The organism is Pectobacterium peruviense (assembly GCF_003312355.2).
GTDB classification, from domain to species: Bacteria; Pseudomonadota; Gammaproteobacteria; order Enterobacterales; family Enterobacteriaceae; genus Pectobacterium; species Pectobacterium peruviense.
The window spans coordinates 4,650,191-4,668,748 of sequence record NZ_CP161826.1 but is presented as its reverse complement, the minus strand read 5'-3'; the positions used below and the strand labels follow the sequence as shown (position 1 = coordinate 4,668,748).

The 18,558-nt window shown below is 51.9% G+C and carries 17 protein-coding genes; 14 read left to right on the top strand and 3 right to left on the bottom strand.

Annotation, left to right across the window (positions count from 1 at the left end):
* Positions 1-126: 126 nt before the first annotated feature.
* From rmuC to hemB, 9 genes are all read left to right on the top strand, one after another.
* Entirely contained in the window at positions 127-1,683 is a 1,557-nt protein-coding gene (gene rmuC / locus DUT67_RS21050) for a DNA recombination protein RmuC (RefSeq protein ID WP_113632408.1), read from the top strand.
* A 140-nt stretch (positions 1,684-1,823) separates the two neighbouring features.
* The gene (ubiE, locus tag DUT67_RS21045) at positions 1,824-2,579 is read left to right on the top strand and encodes a bifunctional demethylmenaquinone methyltransferase/2-methoxy-6-polyprenyl-1,4-benzoquinol methylase UbiE (RefSeq protein ID WP_048258273.1); all 756 of its coding nucleotides are present in this window, start codon (positions 1,824-1,826) and stop codon (positions 2,577-2,579) included.
* A 12-nt stretch (positions 2,580-2,591) separates the two neighbouring features.
* On the top strand, positions 2,592-3,215 hold the full coding sequence (locus DUT67_RS21040; RefSeq protein WP_113632407.1) for an SCP2 domain-containing protein: 624 nt from the start codon (positions 2,592-2,594) through the stop codon (positions 3,213-3,215).
* A complete protein-coding gene (gene ubiB, locus DUT67_RS21035) occupies positions 3,212-4,852 on the top strand; it encodes a ubiquinone biosynthesis regulatory protein kinase UbiB (RefSeq protein WP_113625938.1) in 1,641 nt (546 codons plus the stop codon). The genes DUT67_RS21040 and ubiB overlap by 4 nt, the downstream gene beginning before the upstream one ends.
* A gap of 82 nt (positions 4,853-4,934) precedes the next feature.
* Positions 4,935-5,195 (top strand): Sec-independent protein translocase subunit TatA, encoded by a 261-nt coding sequence (gene tatA, locus DUT67_RS21030; RefSeq protein WP_048258276.1) that lies wholly within the window; start codon positions 4,935-4,937, stop codon positions 5,193-5,195.
* 3 nt (positions 5,196-5,198) lie between these two features.
* Positions 5,199-5,810: a Sec-independent protein translocase protein TatB gene (tatB, locus tag DUT67_RS21025; protein WP_113632406.1), complete on the top strand. Its 612-nt coding sequence runs from the start codon at positions 5,199-5,201 to the stop codon at positions 5,808-5,810.
* Positions 5,811-5,813: 3 nt separating this feature from the next.
* Positions 5,814-6,566, top strand: a complete 753-nt coding sequence (gene tatC, locus DUT67_RS21020; RefSeq protein WP_113632405.1) for a Sec-independent protein translocase subunit TatC — start codon at positions 5,814-5,816, stop codon at positions 6,564-6,566.
* A gap of 79 nt (positions 6,567-6,645) precedes the next feature.
* Positions 6,646-7,428 (top strand): 3'-5' ssDNA/RNA exonuclease TatD, encoded by a 783-nt coding sequence (tatD, locus tag DUT67_RS21015; protein ID WP_113632404.1) that lies wholly within the window; start codon positions 6,646-6,648, stop codon positions 7,426-7,428.
* 17 nt (positions 7,429-7,445) lie between these two features.
* The gene (gene hemB, locus DUT67_RS21010) at positions 7,446-8,468 is read left to right on the top strand and encodes a porphobilinogen synthase (protein ID WP_039307260.1); all 1,023 of its coding nucleotides are present in this window, start codon (positions 7,446-7,448) and stop codon (positions 8,466-8,468) included.
* Between the two features lie 53 nt (positions 8,469-8,521).
* Here the strand turns inward: hemB and rfaH are convergent, their stop codons facing one another.
* Entirely contained in the window at positions 8,522-9,010 is a 489-nt protein-coding gene (gene rfaH, locus DUT67_RS21005) for a transcription/translation regulatory transformer protein RfaH (protein WP_048258280.1), read from the bottom strand.
* Between the two features lie 200 nt (positions 9,011-9,210).
* Here rfaH and ubiD point away from each other — a divergent pair, with 200 nt between their 5' ends.
* Complete coding sequence (gene ubiD, locus DUT67_RS21000; protein ID WP_048258281.1) at positions 9,211-10,707, top strand: 4-hydroxy-3-polyprenylbenzoate decarboxylase; 1,497 nt, start codon at positions 9,211-9,213, stop codon at positions 10,705-10,707.
* Between the two features lie 52 nt (positions 10,708-10,759).
* Entirely contained in the window at positions 10,760-11,461 is a 702-nt protein-coding gene (gene fre / locus DUT67_RS20995) for an NAD(P)H-flavin reductase (protein WP_048258282.1), read from the top strand.
* Between the two features lie 93 nt (positions 11,462-11,554).
* Here fre and fadA read toward each other — a convergent pair whose 3' ends face one another.
* Together fadA and fadB are read right to left on the bottom strand one after the other, a co-directional pair.
* Complete coding sequence (gene fadA, locus DUT67_RS20990) at positions 11,555-12,718, bottom strand: acetyl-CoA C-acyltransferase FadA (RefSeq protein WP_113632403.1); 1,164 nt, start codon at positions 12,716-12,718, stop codon at positions 11,555-11,557.
* Positions 12,719-12,729: 11 nt separating this feature from the next.
* Positions 12,730-14,919, bottom strand: coding sequence for a fatty acid oxidation complex subunit alpha FadB (gene fadB / locus DUT67_RS20985; RefSeq protein WP_113632402.1), 2,190 nt, complete (start codon positions 14,917-14,919; stop codon positions 12,730-12,732).
* A gap of 185 nt (positions 14,920-15,104) precedes the next feature.
* On the opposite strand from fadB, the gene pepQ reads away from it, so the two are divergent.
* Genes pepQ through trkH form a run of 3 tightly spaced genes read left to right on the top strand, consistent with a single transcriptional unit; the run spans position 15,105 to position 18,542 of the window.
* Positions 15,105-16,436 (top strand): Xaa-Pro dipeptidase, encoded by a 1,332-nt coding sequence (gene pepQ / locus DUT67_RS20980; RefSeq protein WP_113632401.1) that lies wholly within the window; start codon positions 15,105-15,107, stop codon positions 16,434-16,436.
* Entirely contained in the window at positions 16,436-17,047 is a 612-nt protein-coding gene (locus DUT67_RS20975) for an IMPACT family protein (RefSeq protein ID WP_113625931.1), read from the top strand. The genes pepQ and DUT67_RS20975 overlap by 1 nt, the downstream gene beginning before the upstream one ends.
* A 43-nt stretch (positions 17,048-17,090) precedes the next feature.
* Positions 17,091-18,542: a Trk system potassium transporter TrkH gene (gene trkH / locus DUT67_RS20970; RefSeq protein ID WP_113625930.1), complete on the top strand. Its 1,452-nt coding sequence runs from the start codon at positions 17,091-17,093 to the stop codon at positions 18,540-18,542.
* The last annotated feature ends 16 nt before the right edge of the window (positions 18,543-18,558 follow it).

The following is an 18,558-nucleotide window of genomic DNA, read 5'->3' as shown; positions in this document are numbered from 1 at the left end:
TCCATATTCATATGGAATGCGGCTCGCATTTTTCTACTCAGTCTATTCTCCACCAGAATTGTTTCTGGACATCCATACAGTATCATTTTACCTTGACCGACAGCGTGAAAGGCCTGCGGAGGCAAAGTGGATATCAGCATATTTTATGGTCTAGGTGGTGGTGCGGTGGGTCTGTTGATTGGGTGGTTAATTGCCAGCCTTATTCAGCAGCAGAAGCTGTCGCAGCATGATACCGAACAGCGGTTGCTGGCGCAGACATTGCAGCAGACTCAACAGTCACTCAGTGAGCAGCAGCAGGCAAAGCAGCAGGACGAACAACGACTGCGGCAAAACGAGCTGGAACTGCGCACGGTTCACGCTCAACTCTCCGCCAGCCATGAAAAGTTGCAACAGCTTGGTGAACTCCGCACTGAGTGCGTGCAGTTAAATCAGGAACTGCGAGCGTTGCGTGAAATCAATAGCGCGCAGGAAGCCGAGCTGCGTGAAGTTACCATTCGGCTGGAAGAAACCCGGATGGCGGCGGAAGAGAAGCAACGGCTGTTGGCAAGCAGCGAACAGCGGTTGACGACGCAGTTTGAGAATCTGGCGAACCGCATTTTTGAACACAGTGGCCGCAAGGTGGATGAGCAAAATAAGCAGAGTCTGGATACGCTGTTGACGCCGCTGCGTGAGCAACTTGATGGGTTTCGCCGTCAGGTGCAGGACAGCTTTGGTGCGGAAGCGCGCGAGCGTCACACGTTGGCGCATGAGATCCGCAATCTACAACAGCTGAACGCGCAGATGGCACACGAGGCCATCAACCTGACGAAAGCGCTGAAAGGCGACAATAAAACGCAGGGCAACTGGGGCGAAGTCGTGTTAAGCCGCGTGCTGGAAGCCTCCGGTCTGCGTGAAGGCTATGAATATCAAACACAGGTCAGCGTGCAAACGGGGACAAATAGCCGCCTGCAACCTGATGTCATCGTGCGTTTACCGCAGGGCAAAGATGTTGTGATCGATGCCAAGATGTCGCTGGTGGCCTACGAGCGCTATTTCAATAGTGATGATGACGTAGAACGTAGTGCGGCGCTGAACGAACATTTACTCTCGGTTCGCAGCCATATTCGGCAGTTGAGCAGCAAAGATTACCAGCAGCTTCCGGGGCTGCGTTCGCTAGACTACGTACTGATGTTTATTCCCGTCGAACCCGCTTTTCTGGTCGCTATCGATCGCCAGCCCGAGTTGATCAACGAGGCGCTAAAGAACAATATTATGCTGGTCAGCCCGACCACGCTGCTGGTGGCATTACGCACTATCAACAACTTATGGCGTTATGAACAACAGAGCCGCAATGCACAGCAGATCGCCGAAAAAGCCTCACGGCTGTACGATAAGCTGCGGTTGTTTGTGGATGACATGGAATCGCTGGGTCAGAGTCTGGATAAAGCGCAGGGCACTTATCGTCAGGCGATGAATAAACTTTCGTCTGGGCGTGGTAACCTTATTGGCCAAGCTGAGGGATTCCGCGTTCTGGGTGTAGAAATTAAACGCACGATCAGCCCGTCATTGGCGGAAAAAGCAACGGCCCATGAGCACGCTGAACGCGATGAATTACCGGGTTCTGTCGCTCCCGATACTGCCTCGCCGACCGTAAAAACGGAAGGTGAAGAAGGGCAGTCAGCGCACAGGAAGCTTGAAGTATGAAAGCATAAATAGGTATGAATTTCGCGGGGTTGGCTCTCATGCTATGCGAAATTAGTGCAGTGGGGTTTTTATCCGGGTCTGGTACACTCTGACCATTAATGGGTAGACCCGAAATTTGACTGAAATAGTAGGCGGATAAGATGGCAAGTGAGCAGGAGAATACGGCCGACTTTGGTTTCCGGACTGTCGCCAAGGATGAAAAAGAAGTCATGGTGGCTGAGGTTTTTCATTCTGTAGCAGCAAAGTATGACCTGATGAATGACCTGATGTCTTTTGGTATCCACCGTGTCTGGAAGCGTTTCACTATCGAATGCAGTGGTGTAAGGCGTAACCAGCGTGTTCTGGATCTTGCCGGAGGAACAGGGGATCTAACCGCCAAGTTCTCCCGTATGGTTGGGGAAGGTGGCGAAGTCATTCTGGCGGACATCAATGCCTCCATGTTGAAGGTAGGCCGCGAGAAACTGCGCAACAAAGGCATTATCGACAACATCAACTACGTGCAGGCTAATGCAGAAGCGCTGCCGTTCCCTGATGACTTCTTCGACTGCATTACTATTTCCTTTGGTCTGCGCAACGTGACGGACAAAAACAAAGCGCTGCGCTCCATGTACCGCGTTCTGAAGCCCGGTGGTCGGTTGCTGGTGTTGGAATTTTCCAAACCGGTGATTAAACAGCTGAGCACCATTTATGATGCCTATTCATTTCATATCCTGCCGAGGATTGGCGAAGCCGTGGCAAGCGATGCCGGAAGTTACCGCTATCTGGCGGAATCCATCCGTATGCACCCCGATCAGGAAACGCTGAAAGGGATGATGAGCGATGCCGGTTTTGACAGCGTTAACTATTTCAACCTCACCGGTGGAATTGTTGCGCTGCATCGTGGGTTTAAATTCTGATTGGAAACGCCAATGCTGATAACGTCTTTTCTGACAGCTACGCTGGAAACCGCGCTGAATCAGCTGCTTTTTCACGATACTGTTTCTTGTGATCGAAGCATGAAGTCTGCCCGCCAGCGCTTACAGGGAAAAACACTCCAGATCGAACTGGCTGAACTGGATGTTCCCTTAGTGCTGGTGTTTAACGAACAGCGACTGGATGTTGTCAGTCAGTGGGGCGAGTTGGCTGATTGCCGCCTGAAAACACGCGTTCCGGTTCTGATGAAATTACGCGATCGTCAACAGCTTTCGTCACTGATGCGCAGCGGCGAACTGGTTATTGAAGGCGATATTCAAGTCGTTCAACAGTTCATCGTGCTGTGCGATCTGGCGGAGTTCGATCCGGCGGAATGGTTATCCCCTTATCTGGGCGATATTGTTGCTCAGGGTCTTAGCCAGACGGCACAGAAGACATTGAGTTTCCTGAGAAGGTCACTCCATCAGCAGCAAAATTTCCTTTCCGAGACGTTAACGGAAGAGTGGCGACTGGCACCGGGAAAACTGGAGAACGCTTGGTTCCATGAGGAAATTATTGCGTTGGATAAATCCGTCGATATGTTGTCCGAACGGCTGGCGAAACTGGAGGCTTTACGATGACGCCCAGTGAATTACGCCGCCTCTACAGCATTGTGCGCGTGCTGTTGAGCTATGGTCTGGACGAACTCATTCCTAAGATACGCCTGACGTTTCCGCTGCGTGTGGGCCGTCGCCTGTTGTTCTGGCTACCTAACCGTCACCGTAACATGCCTTTAGGGGAACGTCTGCGTTTAGCGCTTCAGGAACTCGGGCCTGTGTGGATTAAGTTTGGGCAAATGATGTCGACGCGCCGCGATCTGTTCCCACCGGCTATCGCCGATCAACTGGCGATGTTGCAGGATAAGGTTGAGCCGTTTGATGGCAAACTGGCGCGTGAGCAAATTGAACTGTCGATGGAGGGGATCCCTCTTGAAGAATGGTTTGATGATTTTGACATCAAACCGTTGGCCTCAGCCTCGATTGCACAGGTTCATACCGCCCGTCTGAAAAGTACGGGAAAAGAGATTGTTATCAAGGTGATTCGCCCAGATATTCTGCCCGTCATCAAGGCAGACATGCGCCTGATGAAACGTCTGGCTGGCTGGCTACCCCGCCTGTTGCCGGATGGTCGCCGCTTGCGTCCGCGTGAAGTGGTGCTGGAATATGAAAAAACGTTGCTTGATGAGCTGAATTTGCTGCGAGAAGCGGCAAACGCGATCCAACTACGGCGTAATTTTGATAATAGCCCGATGCTATATGTGCCTGAAATTTATTCGGATTATTGCAGCGAAAGCATGTTGGTCATGGAGCGTATCTACGGCATTCCGGTTTCTGATATAGATGCGCTGAAAGCCAATGGCACGGATATGAAGTTACTGGCAGAGCGTGGCGTTCAGGTTTTCTTCACGCAGGTATTTCGCGACAGTTTCTTCCACGCGGATATGCATCCCGGCAATATCTTTATCAGCTACGAGCACCCAGAAGACCCGCAATACATCGGTATTGATTGCGGTATCGTCGGTTCTTTGAATAAAGAAGATAAGCGTTATCTGGCAGAGAATTTTATTGCCTTCTTCAACCGTGATTATCGCAAAGTCGCCGAATTGCATGTGGATTCAGGCTGGGTACCTCTGGATACCAATGTTGCAGATTTTGAGTTTGCTATTCGTACGGTCTGTGAACCAATCTTCGAGAAGCCGTTGGCGGAAATTTCGTTCGGTCACGTATTATTGAATTTATTTAATACGGCACGTCGCTTCAATATGGAAGTACAGCCTCAACTGGTATTGCTGCAAAAAACGTTGCTGTATATTGAAGGCGTGGGCCGACAGCTTTATCCGCAGCTAGACTTGTGGAAAACCGCCAAGCCGTTTCTGGAAAGCTGGCTGAAGCAACAGGTCGGTTTACCCGCTGTCTTCCGTGCGCTCAAAGAAAAGGCACCGTTCTGGGCTGAGAAATTGCCGGAGCTTCCTGAACTCTTTTATGATGGACTGCGTCAGCATAAGATGTTGAAGCAAAGTGTCGATAAGTTGGCACATGAGCTGAAAACGCAGCAGGCTCGTCAAGGACAGTCACGATATCTTTTGGGTATTGGCGCGACGCTGCTAATCGGTGGTACGTTGTTACTGATCAGCCGTGTTGAAGCCGATATGGTTCCCGCAGGGTTGATGGCGGCAGGAATCGTCGCCTGGATTATCGGTTGGCGTCGAACTCGTTGAAGCAGATCATGATGCGCGTCAGAATTACCCGATATAATAACGAGAATTCTGTCGTTCCCCTTTTTGAAAAGAGGTAAATGTTATGGGTGGTATTAGTCTCTGGAACCTGTTGATTATCGCGGTTATTGTCATCTTACTGTTCGGAACCAACAAGCTGAGAACGCTGGGCTCGGATCTGGGTGCATCCATCAAAGGCTTTAAAAAAGCGATGGGTGACGATCAGCCGTCTACTAATGCAGACAAAACGCAGCCTGATGCTGATTTCTCTACCAAATCTATCGCTGACAACCAATCAGATGCCAAGCCGGGCGACACGAAGAGCCAGCATAAAGAGCAGGTGTAATCTGTGTTCGATATCGGTTTTGGTGAATTGCTATTGGTGATGGTTCTCGGCCTAATTGTCCTTGGGCCGGAGCGTTTGCCTGTTGCAGTCAGAACGGTTGCAAGCTGGATCAGAACGCTGCGTTCACTGGCGTCTACGGTTCAGAATGAGCTGGCTCAGGAGCTAAAACTCCAGGAGTTTCAGGAAAGCCTGAAGAAAGTCGAAAAAGCCAGTTTGCAGAATCTGTCGCCTGAGTTGAAAGCCTCAATGGATGAACTCAAGGAAGCGGCAGAAGCGATGAAGCGTGGCTATACCGAGACGCCGTCACCGCAAAAGTCAGATGATCCTAACAAATCAGACGATCCCAAAAAATCAGACGATCACAGTGCGACGGTGGATCCGCAGAGTAATGCCCCGTTAAACGATCCTGAAGCGGCCTACGATGGGGTGATTGAAGCGGAAACCGCAGTACGTCCGACAGCCAGCCAGCACAAGCCTGAAAACGCTGCAGTTGCTGAGAATCACAATGAGGGCGGTAACGCCACAAGTGATGAAACTGTCGGTAACGATAATGTCAAACCTGAGCAGTCCCAGTCTTCCGCTGTTTCTGCCCGCCAACCGAGCGATAGTCGTTAGTTTATGGCCGATGAAGATACTCAACCGCTAATCAGTCACCTGATTGAGCTACGCAAGCGGCTACTGAACAGCATTATTTGTGTGCTGGCGGTATTTGTTGTGCTGGTGTACTTTGCGAATGACATTTACCAAGTGGTTTCTGCACCGCTCATCAAGCAATTGCCTGCGGGTGCCAGCATGATCGCGACTGATGTCGCCTCGCCTTTCTTTACGCCGATAAAGCTGACGATGATTGTCTCAGTATTTGTCGCAGCACCGCTGGTGCTGTATCAGGTATGGGCGTTTGTGGCTCCTGCTTTGTATAAACACGAACGCCGCTTAATGATGCCGTTGCTGGTATCCAGCAGCCTGCTGTTTTATTCAGGCATGGCGTTTGCATACTTTGTGGTGTTCCCGCTGGCATTTGGCTTTTTCGCGAAAACCGCGCCCGTTGGTGTGTTGATTGCGACCGACATCAATAACTACCTCGATTTTGTTATGGCGCTATTCATGGCGTTTGGCGTATCGTTTGAGGTGCCAGTTGCCATTGTACTGCTCTGTTGGAGTGGTGTGGTGACGCCAGAAGAGCTGAAGAAAAAGCGGCCTTATATTTTGGTGGGCGCATTCGTTGTCGGGATGCTGCTGACGCCACCGGACGTTTTCTCACAGACGCTACTGGCGATTCCGATGTATCTGCTGTTTGAGATCGGTGTGTTCTTCGCGCGGTTTTATGTTGGCAAAGGTCGACGGACTGGAACGGAAGAGCCATCGCAGTAACTCACGGTTTCCTGCGGCAGGACGATAAAATGACCTCTCTTTGAGAGGTCTTATTTTTTTATTCGCTAGAGTGAAAGTCATGTTTGATATTGGTGTCAACCTAACCAGTTCTCAGTTCGAAAAAGACAGAGAGCAGGTCGTCATCCGAGCAAAGCAAGCGGGTGTCAGTGGCATCTTGATCACGGGAACCAACGCCCAGGAAAGCCATCAGGCAATGTTGCTGGCGCAAACCTATCCCGATTACTGTTGGTCAACGGCGGGTGTCCATCCGCATGATGCGAGCCAATGGAATGACGCTATCGCTGAACAACTTCACCAAATGGCAAACGCTACCTGCGTGGTTGCCATTGGCGAGTGTGGGTTGGATTTTAACCGTAATTTCTCTACTCCAGATGAGCAGGAACGCGCATTCAGCGCACAGTTAGCGATAGCTGCTGAGCTGTCTATGCCCGTTTTCCTTCATTGCCGTGACGCACATCCCCGCTTTATTTCCCTGCTGACGCCATGGCTGAGTCAGTTACCTGCCGCTGTGGTTCACTGCTTTACCGGTAATCGCCACGAGTTGGATGAGTGTCTGTCCGCGGGTCTGATGATCGGCATCACGGGCTGGGTTTGCGATGAGCGTCGCGGGCTTGAGCTACGCGCTTTATTGCCGCACATTCCTGCCGATCGGCTGTTAGTGGAAACCGACGCACCTTATCTGTTACCCCGGGATTTACGCCCTAAACCGGCATCCCGCCGTAACGAACCCTGTTATCTGCCTCATATTATTCGCCAGATTGCGGAGTGGCGTGGAGAAGATGCCACATGGCTGGGACAGACAACAGATGAAAATGCCCGCCGGGTTTTCCGGCTGGCCTGATTCAGGAGAATAATGACATGAGCAATGCTTTTCCCGGCACTTTCCCTGGCCGACGTATGCGTCGCATTCGCCGCCATGATTTCAGCCGTCGCCTTGTTGCTGAAAATCAACTGACGGTAAATGATTTGATTTATCCCGTTTTCGTGATGGAAGGGACAAATCATCGTCAGGAAGTTCCCTCAATGCCGGGGGTATACCGGATGACTATCGACGTGCTTCTGAAAGAAGCCGAAGAGATCGCTAAGCTTGGCGTTCCGGTACTGTCGCTGTTCCCCGTTATTGAAGCGGATAAGAAGTCGCTCTATGCCGAAGAAGCCTATAACCCAGATGGTCTGGTTCCTCGCACGATCCGCGCGCTGAAAGACGCCGTTCCAGAGCTGGGTTTGCTGACGGATGTGGCGCTCGATCCCTATACCACACACGGGCAGGACGGGATTATTGACGAAGATGGCTATGTGATTAATGACGTCACCAAGGAGATTTTGGTGCGTCAGGCGCTGTCTCATGCTGAAGCCGGAGCAGAAATTATTGCGCCTAGCGATATGATGGACGGCCGCATCGGCGCTATTCGCGACACTCTTGAAGCACAGAACCTGATCAATACTCAGATCATGGCCTATTCGGCTAAGTATGCATCGTGCTATTACGGGCCTTTCCGTGATGCCGTGGGCTCAGCGGGCAATCTGAAAGGTGGCAACAAGAAAACCTACCAGATGGATCCGGCCAACAGCGATGAAGCCTTGCAGGAAATCGCGCAGGATTTGCAGGAAGGCGCGGACATGGTGATGGTCAAGCCGGGGATGCCTTATCTGGACGTGGTTCGTCGCGTCAAAGATACGTTCGGTGTGCCGACGTTTGCTTATCAGGTATCTGGCGAGTATGCGATGCACATGGCGGCGATTCAGAACGGCTGGTTGCAGGAACAACCGGTAGTGATGGAGTCTCTGCTGTGCTTTAAACGTGCGGGTGCAGATGGTGTCCTGACCTATTTTGCCAAGCGTGTTGCACAGTGGCTACACGATCAGCATATGCAACGCTAAGCCAGTTCTCATCCGGTGCGGTGTAAACGCACCGGATAGGGCAAAGGGGCAAACTAGGCTTTGCGAAACTCGCGATTATCGATGCTCTGCCTGACCTGCTTGTTCAACATATTCAGCAATAACATCGAGCGGGCTTCGCCATCAGGTTCGGTGTAGATAGCCTGAATACCAGAGAAGATACCGTCGGTAATGACCACGCTATCGCCGGACTGTGGTGTCAGCGGGTCAATGATTACCTGCATGGGACGAAGTGACAATTCATCGATAACCTGCTGCGGAATAGTCGCTGGCAGTGCGCCAAATCGCACAAAGTTACTCACCCCGCGCGTCGCACTGATGGTGGTGGTGTGGATGCGTTCAGGGTCGAATTCCACAAACAGGTAGTTCGGGAACAGCGGCTCACACACGTCAGTTCGCTTACCGCGAACGATTTTATCCAGCGTGATCATCGGGCTCACGCAGGTTACGTCCTGGCGTTCCAGATGCTCTTTCGCTCGCAGCAGTTGACCACGTTTACAATATAGTAAGTACCAGGCTTCCATAATTTCGCAGACTTATGATTCCGACGAGCAAGCATAACAAAAGCGCGCACGGATAAAAAATTTTCGGCAGATATTTTTGTTACCACATTCTGGCGATCAAATTTTTGATGGTGATTAGATTCTTGCCACAAATAGGCGCTGCGGGAAGCGACAGGTTGGCGAAGAGACTTTATAATAGCCAGAACGATAGACTGCCCCCGATGAATAGCATGAAATACCGTGACTTACGCGAGTTCCTCTCGCTGCTGGAAGAGCGAGGGGAGTTGAAACGCATTACTCAGCCCATCGATCCCTACCTTGAAATGACGGAAATTGCCGACCGGACGCTGCGTGCGGAAGGTCCTGCCCTCCTGTTTGAGAACCCTAAAGGCTATGACATGCCGGTGCTGTGCAATTTATTTGGTACGCCGAAACGTGTTGCATTGGGCATGGGACAGGAAGAGGTCAGCGCATTGCGAGACGTGGGCAAACTGCTGGCATTTTTGAAAGAGCCAGAGCCGCCGAAAGGGTTTCGCGATCTGGTCGATAAAATGCCGAAGTTCCGTCAGGTACTGAATATGCCAACGAAACGGCTGTCTTCGGCACCGTGTCAGGAACAGGTTTGGCAGGGTGATGATGTTGACCTGCGTCGGATTCCGGTGATGCAGTGCTGGCCGGAAGATGCTGCGCCGCTCATTACCTGGGGGCTCACCGTGACGCGTGGGCCGCACAAAGAGCGACAAAATCTGGGGATCTATCGCCAGCAGGTGCTAGGCAAAAACAAACTGATCATGCGCTGGCTATCTCATCGCGGCGGCGCCCTGGATTTCCAGGAGTGGTGCCAGGAAAATCCAGGGCAGCGTTTTCCCGTGGCTGTTGCGCTGGGTGCTGACCCAGCGACGATTCTCGGTGCGGTGACGCCTGTGCCTGACACGCTGTCGGAATATGCCTTTGCGGGTTTATTGCGTGGGCATAAGACTGAAGTTGTGAAGTGTTTGTCGAACGATTTGGAAGTCCCCGCCAGTGCGGAAATTGTTCTTGAAGGCTATATTGAACCCGGAGAAATGGCGGCTGAAGGGCCTTATGGCGACCATACCGGCTATTACAATGAAGTCGATCACTTCCCTGTTTTTACCGTCACGCATATTACTCAACGCCAGAATGCCATTTATCACTCGACTTACACAGGGCGGCCACCGGATGAACCCGCCGTGCTGGGCGTGGCGTTGAACGAAGTTTTCGTGCCGATCCTGCAAAAGCAGTTTCCTGAGATTGTCGATTTTTATTTGCCACCGGAGGGTTGCTCTTACCGTCTGGCGGTCGTTACCATGAAGAAACAGTACGCGGGTCATGCCAAACGCGTCATGATGGGCGTCTGGTCTTTTTTACGCCAGTTCATGTATACGAAATTTGTTATTGTCTGCGATGATGACATTAACGCGCGCGACTGGAAGGACGTGATATGGGCGATCACGACACGCATGGATCCGGCACGTGATACGGTATTAGTGGAAAATACACCGATAGACTATCTTGATTTCGCCTCACCGGTTTCTGGTCTTGGCTCCAAAATGGGTCTGGACGCCACCAATAAATGGCCTGGCGAAACGCAGCGTGAGTGGGGACACCCCATCAAGAAAGACCCGCAGGTTTGTGCCCGCATTGATGAAATATGGGACGAGCTAGCCATTTTTAGTGACAGAGAGCCTCGGCGTTAACGGCTGCTGCTCCGTTCTCAGTTTTGCTTTTATGACCCTATAGAGGGAATGCATGACAACATTGAGCTGTAAAGTGACTTCGGTCGAAGCCATAACCGATACGGTCTATCGCGTTCGTTTATTACCGGAAGCGCCTTTTTCCTTTCGGGCTGGTCAGTATTTGATGGTGGTGATGGGCGATCGAGATAAACGTCCTTTCTCACTGGCATCGACCCCAATGGATAAAAACTTTATCGAGTTGCACATTGGGGCGTCCGAACTGAATCTTTACGCGATGGCGGTGATGGAACGCATTCACAAGGAAAAAGCCCTGACGGTCGATATCCCGCATGGCGAAGCCTGGCTGCGGGAAGAGAGTACGCGTCCACTGGTGTTGATTGCAGGTGGAACCGGATTCTCGTACGTACGTTCTATTCTGCTGACCGCGCTGGCGCAGCAACCCGATCGCGATATTTCCATTTACTGGGGCGGGCGTGAATCCCAGCATCTGTATGATTTAACAGAGCTTGAGGGTTTTGCGGCTAAGCACGCTAATCTGCGAGTGGTGCCTGTTGTCGAACAGCCAGAAGAAGGATGGGATGGCAGAACGGGTACCGTTCTGAGCGCGGTCCTGCAGGATTATGGCTCACTGGCAGAGCAGGATATTTATATTGCTGGCCGCTTTGAAATGGCGAAAATTGCGCGTGAACGTTTTTGTAACGAGCGCGGTGCGCTGACAGCTCACATGTTCAGCGATGCGTTTTCGTTTATTTAAAGCCGTCGGCGACAGTAAGAGATAAGCAGTAAAAATCCCACAGCTGTGGGATTTTTTGTTTCTACGGGCGTTGCTTACAGAGCTTGTCTACGCTCAGGCTCGTTCAAATATCGTTGCAATACCCTGTCCCAAGCCGATGCACATCGTCGCTACGCCAAACTGAACGTCGCGGCTTTCCATCAGATTAATCAATGTGGTGGAAATGCGCGCCCCTGAGCAGCCGAGCGGGTGACCCAACGCGATGGCTCCGCCGTTGAGATTGACCTTTTCATCGAGCTGTTCCAATAGACCCAGATCTTTAATGCAGGGTAGCGTTTGGGCGGCGAATGCCTCATTCAGTTCAAAGATGCCGATATCTGTCAGGTTCAAGCCTGCTCGCTTCAGCGCCAGTTTAGTGGCCGGGACGGGGCCGTACCCCATAATTGAGGGATCGCAGCCTACCACGGCCATAGCCCGAATGCGGGCCCGCACCGGTAAGCCTAGCGATGCTGCGCGAGATTCGCTCATGATCAACATGGCCGATGCGCCATCGGACAACGCTGAGGATGAGCCTGCCGTCACCGTGCCGTTAACCGGATCGAATGCCGGTTTGAGAGCGGCAAGGCTATCGACGGTAGTCTCCGGGCGAATGACTTCATCATAATCGAAACGTTGTAGCGCACCGTCTGCATCATGGCCTGCCGTGGGGACGATTTCATGACGAAATGCGCCAGATTGGGTGGCGTTGTAAGCTCGCTGGTGTGAGCGGGCGGCGAATTGATCCTGCATCTCCCGACTAATGTTGTGCATACGCGCGAGCATTTCGGCCGTCAGCCCCATCATTCCGGCGGCTTTAGCTATGGTGCGGCTCAGTCCCGGATGAAAATCGACGCCATGATTCATCGGCACATGTCCCATATGCTCAACGCCGCCGATTAAACAGACATTCGCGTCGCCAACCATAATCGCGCGAGCGGCATCGTGGAGCGCCTGCATAGAAGAGCCACAGAGTCGGTTAACCGTTGTAGCCGGTACGCTCATCGGGATTTCAGCCAACAACGCGGCGTTACGAGCAACGTTGAAACCTTGTTCCAGCGTTTGCTGCACACATCCCCAATAGATATCGTCGATCTCATGGGCGTCTAGCGCGTCGTTACGACTCAATAGGCTGCGCATCAGGTGCGCGGATAGATCTTCGGCTCTTACCTGACGGAAGGCGCCGCCTTTGGAGCGCCCCATCGGCGTGCGTACGGCATCAACAATTACTACCTTTTCCATATTTCCTGTCCTCATGCCGGTTGACCGTGGGAAACGTCCGCGTGTGGCGCGACCGATGGATAATAGCCTTCATTGCTTCTGGCTTTTTGCTGCAAGCCATCAGGCACTTGGTAGATTGCGCTGAGGTGCGCCAACTGTTGCGCCATCTCGACATAACGTTCGCTGCCCAACGTATCCAGATAGCGGCAGGCTCCGCCGTGGAAGGGAGGGAAACCTAACCCATATACCAGCGCCATGTCCGCTTCGGCAGGGCTGGCGACGATACCTTCTTCCAGACAGCGCGCGACTTCATTAATCATCGGGATCATCATCCGAGCGATAATCTCTTCTGCGCTGAACGCTTTTTTCGGTTGGCTGATGTTTTTAAGGAGTGCATCTACGGCGTCATCCTGTTCTTTACGCTGCTTCCCTTTGCTATCGGTTTGATAACGATAGAAGCCCTGACCATTTTTCTGCCCAAAGCGCTGATGTTCAAACAACACGTCGATCGCATCGCGATAGTCTTTTGCCATCCGCTGTGGAAAGCCTTCTGCCATCACGGCTTGTGCATGGTGAGCGGTATCAATGCCGACAACGTCCAGCAGATAGGCTGGCCCCATCGGCCAACCGAATTTCTTCTCCATGGCGTTATCGATCTCGCGGAAATCGGCACCGTCTCTGAGTAGTAAACTGAAGGCTGCAAAGTAGGGAAACAGAACGCGATTCACGAAGAAACCAGGGCAGTCGTTCACGACAATTGGTATCTTGCCCATTTTGCTGGCGTAGGCCACTACGCTGGCGATGGTACTGTCACTAGTTTTAGGGCCGCGAATAATTTCGACCAGCGGCATACGGTGTACTGGGTTAAAGAAGTGCATACCGCAGAAATTTTGCGGTCGTTTTAACGCCGCAGCCAGCACAGCAATTGGAATTGTTGAGGTATTAGAAGCGAGAATCGTGCTCTCGCTAATGTGCGATTCGGTTTCTGCTAATACGCTCGCTTTGATTTTCGGGTTTTCTACCACGGCTTCAACGACGATATCGGTACGTTCAAACCCAGCGTAATCCAATGTCGGATGAATGCTGGCCAGAATCGCCGCCATTTTCATCCCGTCCAGCTTGCCTCGTTCCATCTGTTTGTTCAGGAGCTTAGCTGCCTCATTCATCCCCAGCGCGAGCGGCTTCTCGTTGATATCTTTCATCCGAATCGGCACGCCTTTGAACGCGGATTGATAGGCAATGCCGCCGCCCATAATGCCTGCCCCTAGCACGGCGCCTTGCTTCGGTACGGATGTATTGCCAATCAGCTTCTTGGCTTTGCCTTTAACATATTGATCGTTTAGGAAAATGCCGACGAGTGCGCGAGCTTCATTTGAACGCGCCAGTTGAACGAAGTGCTGCGTTTCGAGCTGCAATGCGTCGTCTCGTGTCATTGTCGCGGCGGCTTCGATGGTTTTTACCGCTAACATCGGTGCTGGATAGTGTTTCCCCGCGGTTTGTAGCACCATCGCTTTGGCGGTGGTAAAGCTCATCATGGCTTCAATTTTACTGAGCTTCAGCGCCTCAAGTTTCGGGTGTCGATAAGCCTGCCAGTCCAATTCGCCCTTTATGGCCTGCTTTAACATCTTGATAGCGGCGGGAATCAGTTTTTCATTGGCGACAACAGCCTGTACCAGTCCCACTTTTAAGGCATCCGCTGCGCTGACGTCTTTACCTGCGGCGATAATCTCCAGCGCGCTGTCTGCACCCAGTAGGCGCGGTAGCCTGACCGTGCCACCAAAACCCGGCATGATCCCGAGTTTAGTCTCGGGCAACCCGATTCGAGCATCCGGTGTGGCTAAGCGAAAATCGGTCGCCAGCACACATTCACATCCGCCACCCAACGCATAACTATTAATCGCGGACAGTGTGGGAACGGGTAAATCCTCAAGGCGATTGAAAATACGGTTGGCGAAGACAAGCCACTCATGCAGCTTTTCTGCTGGCGCGGCAAAAAGAGAAAGAAATTCCGTGATGTCGGCACCAACAATAAATGCAGGTTTGTCAGAACGTAGCAGTAATCCCTTCAGGTCTGGCTGTTCTGCCAGAACGTCCAGCGCTTTACCCAAGCTGGCAACCGTGCGGGTATCTAGTGTGTTTACGGAGCCCGGGGCAGAAAATACCAGCTCGGCAATGCCGTCCTCAAGCCAGTTAATGTAGAGGGATTCACCTTGATAAAGCATGTTTATCTCCGCTGTTTGTGTGAGTGATCTGGTATGACCAGATAATCGAATTGTGGTTATAATGTTAATTTTTTGCAAACGGGAGATTAATTTTTTGCCGAATCGATCACAAAGCACCGGACGCTGCCCTTGGAGAATGCCTGTGTTAAAATGGAGGGATCATGTCGTGACGTACAAGGATACTCATGGAAAAGCTGGCTTCTTTATATCATCACCATCTGGCTACGCTGCAAACGCGTGCTCAGGCGGTTTTAGCGCGCCATCAGCTTGACGCATTACTGATTCACTCTGGTGAACTGTTGACCGTTTTTCTGGACGATCACGACTATCCTTTTAAAGTTAACCCGCAGTTTAAAGCGTGGGTGCCGGTTACTCAGGTGCCGAACTGCTGGCTATGGATTGACGGCGTTAATCCGCCGAAGCTGTGGTTCTACTCGCCAGTTGATTACTGGCATAGCGTAGCGCCGGTTCCTGAGAGCTTCTGGACCGAAGAGATTGAAATTACCGTGCTGAGGAATGCCGATGATATCGGGCAACTGCTTCCATCGCAGCGTGAGCGTGTTGCCTATATCGGATATGCACCACAACGTGCGCAGGATTTGGGAATTCGGACGGAGAATATCAATCCTCAGGGCGTGTTGGATTATCTGCACTATCATCGCGCTTACAAAACAGACTACGAACTGGCCTGCATGCGTGAAGCTCAGAAGACCGCGGTTATCGGCCATCGTGCAGCGCATGAAGCGTTTCTTTCCGGCATGAGCGAGTTTGATATTAATCTGGCCTACCTGACGGCCACCGGCCATCGGGATATTGATGTGCCTTACGGCAATATCATTGCGCTCAATGAACATGCGGCAGTGCTGCACTATACCCAGCTAGATCATCAGGTGCCTTCCGATGTCCGTAGTTTTCTGATTGATGCGGGCGCTGAATATAACGGATATGCCGCTGACCTCACGCGAACCTATTCTGCACAGAGTGACGGGGCGTTTGCTCAACTGATTAAAGATCTCAATCAGGAAATGCTTGCGCTGATTGATACCATTCAGGCGGGAGTGCGCTATACCGATTACCACATTCAGATGCATCAGCGGATTGCGAAGCTGCTGAAATCACATCAGCTGGTTCGAGATATCAGCGAAGAAGCGATGGTAGAGCAGGGGCTTACCTCGCTTTTCCTGCCGCACGGCCTTGGTCACCCGCTGGGCTTGCAGGTGCATGACGTCGCTGGGTTTATGCAAGACGATCGCGGTACACATCTGGCAGCACCGACGCAGCATCCTTACCTACGTTGTACCCGTGTGCTCGAACCTGGCATGGTCATGACGATCGAACCGGGCATCTACTTCATCGAATCCTTGCTCACTCCGTGGCGCGAGGGTGAATATAGTCAACACTTTGACTGGCAAAAAATCGATGCGCTGAAACCGTTTGGTGGTATTCGTATCGAGGATAATATTGTCATTCATGAAGGACGCGTGGAAAACATGACGCGCGACCTGAATCTGGCCTGATGCACGCGTATCCCATTCTTACTGCGCCCGTGAGCTTCAGTGAGGAAATCAAGAAAAGCCGCTTTACTACGATCCTGGCGGCAACGCCGGGAATCAACGCGGCAAAAGCGTTTATCCAGCACGTCAGAGAAGAATATGTCTCGGCGGGGCATCATTGCTGGGCGTTTGTTGCGGGAGCGCCTGACGATTCCCAGCAGCTTGGTTTTTCTGACGATGGTGAGCCGTCCGGCACGGCGGGTAAACCGATGCTGTCGCAACTGATGGGAAGCGGTATCGGTGAGATTACGGCTGTGGTGGTACGTTATTATGGTGGCATCCCACTAGGCACTGGTGGATTAGTGAAGGCTTATGGCGGTGGCGTTCAGCAAGCGCTGAAGCTGATATCGCTGCAAGAGAAAGTCTTGCAAAAAGAGTATGGCTTACAATGTGACTATGCGCTGTTGCCCCTGGTGGAATCACTGATCTTTCAGCTTGGCGGAAAAGTGCTGCATAGCGAGTATGGCGTGGACGTCGTATTGCGGTTCTCTCTCCCTATCAGGGGAACCGAGGAAGCGGCAACGAAATTGCGTGATTTAAGTCGCGGTGCGTTGCATTTATTGCCGATTCCATAATAATCCCAGCGCTTTTTTATGAATCATTAAGGAATTCCCTGCGATGCACTTGCGCGCCATAACCCGTATTGTCGGCCAGTTGGTTATCCTTTTTTCCGGAACGATGGTTATTCCCGGACTGGTGGCGTTAATTTACCGCGATGGCGCAGGCCGTGCGTTTACGCAGACATTTATTGTCGCGTTGGCAATTGGCATCATGCTGTGGCTACCAAACCGCAAACAGAAGCATGAACTGAAGTCTCGAGAAGGGTTTCTAATCGTTGTCCTCTTCTGGACGGTGCTGGGAAGCGTTGGTGCATTGCCTTTCCTGTTTGCTGAACACCCTAATCTGGGCGTAACGGATGCTTTTTTCGAATCATTTTCAGGGCTAACGACAACGGGAGCAACCACGTTGGTCGGTCTGGATTCATTGCCTAAAGCCATCCTGTTCTATCGACAAATGCTGCAATGGTTTGGTGGGATGGGGATCATCGTACTCGCCGTTGCTATCCTGCCGATTCTTGGTGTCGGTGGGATGCAGCTTTATCGTGCCGAGATGCCGGGGCCGTTGAAGGAAAACAAAATGCGCCCGCGTATTGCCGATACGGCGAAAACGCTGTGGCTGATCTATCTCTTACTCACCATTGCCTGTGCCGTCGCGCTGTGGATGGCTGGCATGCCAGTATTTGATGCGATTGGGCATAGCTTCTCTACGGTGTCGGTCGGAGGGTTCTCTACTCATGATGCCAGTATCGGTTACTTCAATAGCCCAACGATTAACACCATCATCGCGATATTCCTGCTGATTTCCGGCTGTAACTTTGGTTTGCACTTTGCTCTGCTGAGCGGCCGCAGCCTGAAGGTATACTGGCGTGATCCAGAATTCCGCATGTTCATTTTTGTTCAGTTGTCGCTGGTGGCTGTGTGCACGATTGTCCTGTGGTTCCACCATGTTTATGACAGCGGGATGCAGACGATTAACCAGGCATTTTTCCAGGTTGTCTCCATGGCGACAACGGCAGGGTTTACAACGGATAGCATTGCATCGTGGCCACTTTTTCTGCCGGTTTTGCTCCTGTGCTCTGCGTTTATTGGTGGATGTGCGGGGTCAACCGGCGGTGGCCTGAAAGTGATTCGTATCCTTCTGCTTTTCCTGCAAGGATCGCGTGAGCTCAAACGTTTAGTGCATCCGAATGCGGTTTATACGATTAAGTTGGGTCACCGAGCGCTGCCGGAGCGCATTCTTGAAGCGGTATGGGGATTCTTTTCCGCATACGCACTGGTTTTTATTGTCAGCATGCTGGCCGTCATTGCGACAGGCGTTGATGATTTCTCCGCGTTTGCTGCGGTCGCTGCCACATTGAATAACCTAGGACCGGGGCTGGGCGTCGTCGCTGAGAATTTTACGTCGATGAATGATACGGCGAAATGGATTTTGATACTGACAATGCTGTTTGGTCGTTTGGAAGTCTTCACGCTTTTAGTGCTGTTTACGCCAACCTTCTGGCGGGAATAGTACCAATAAGGATAAA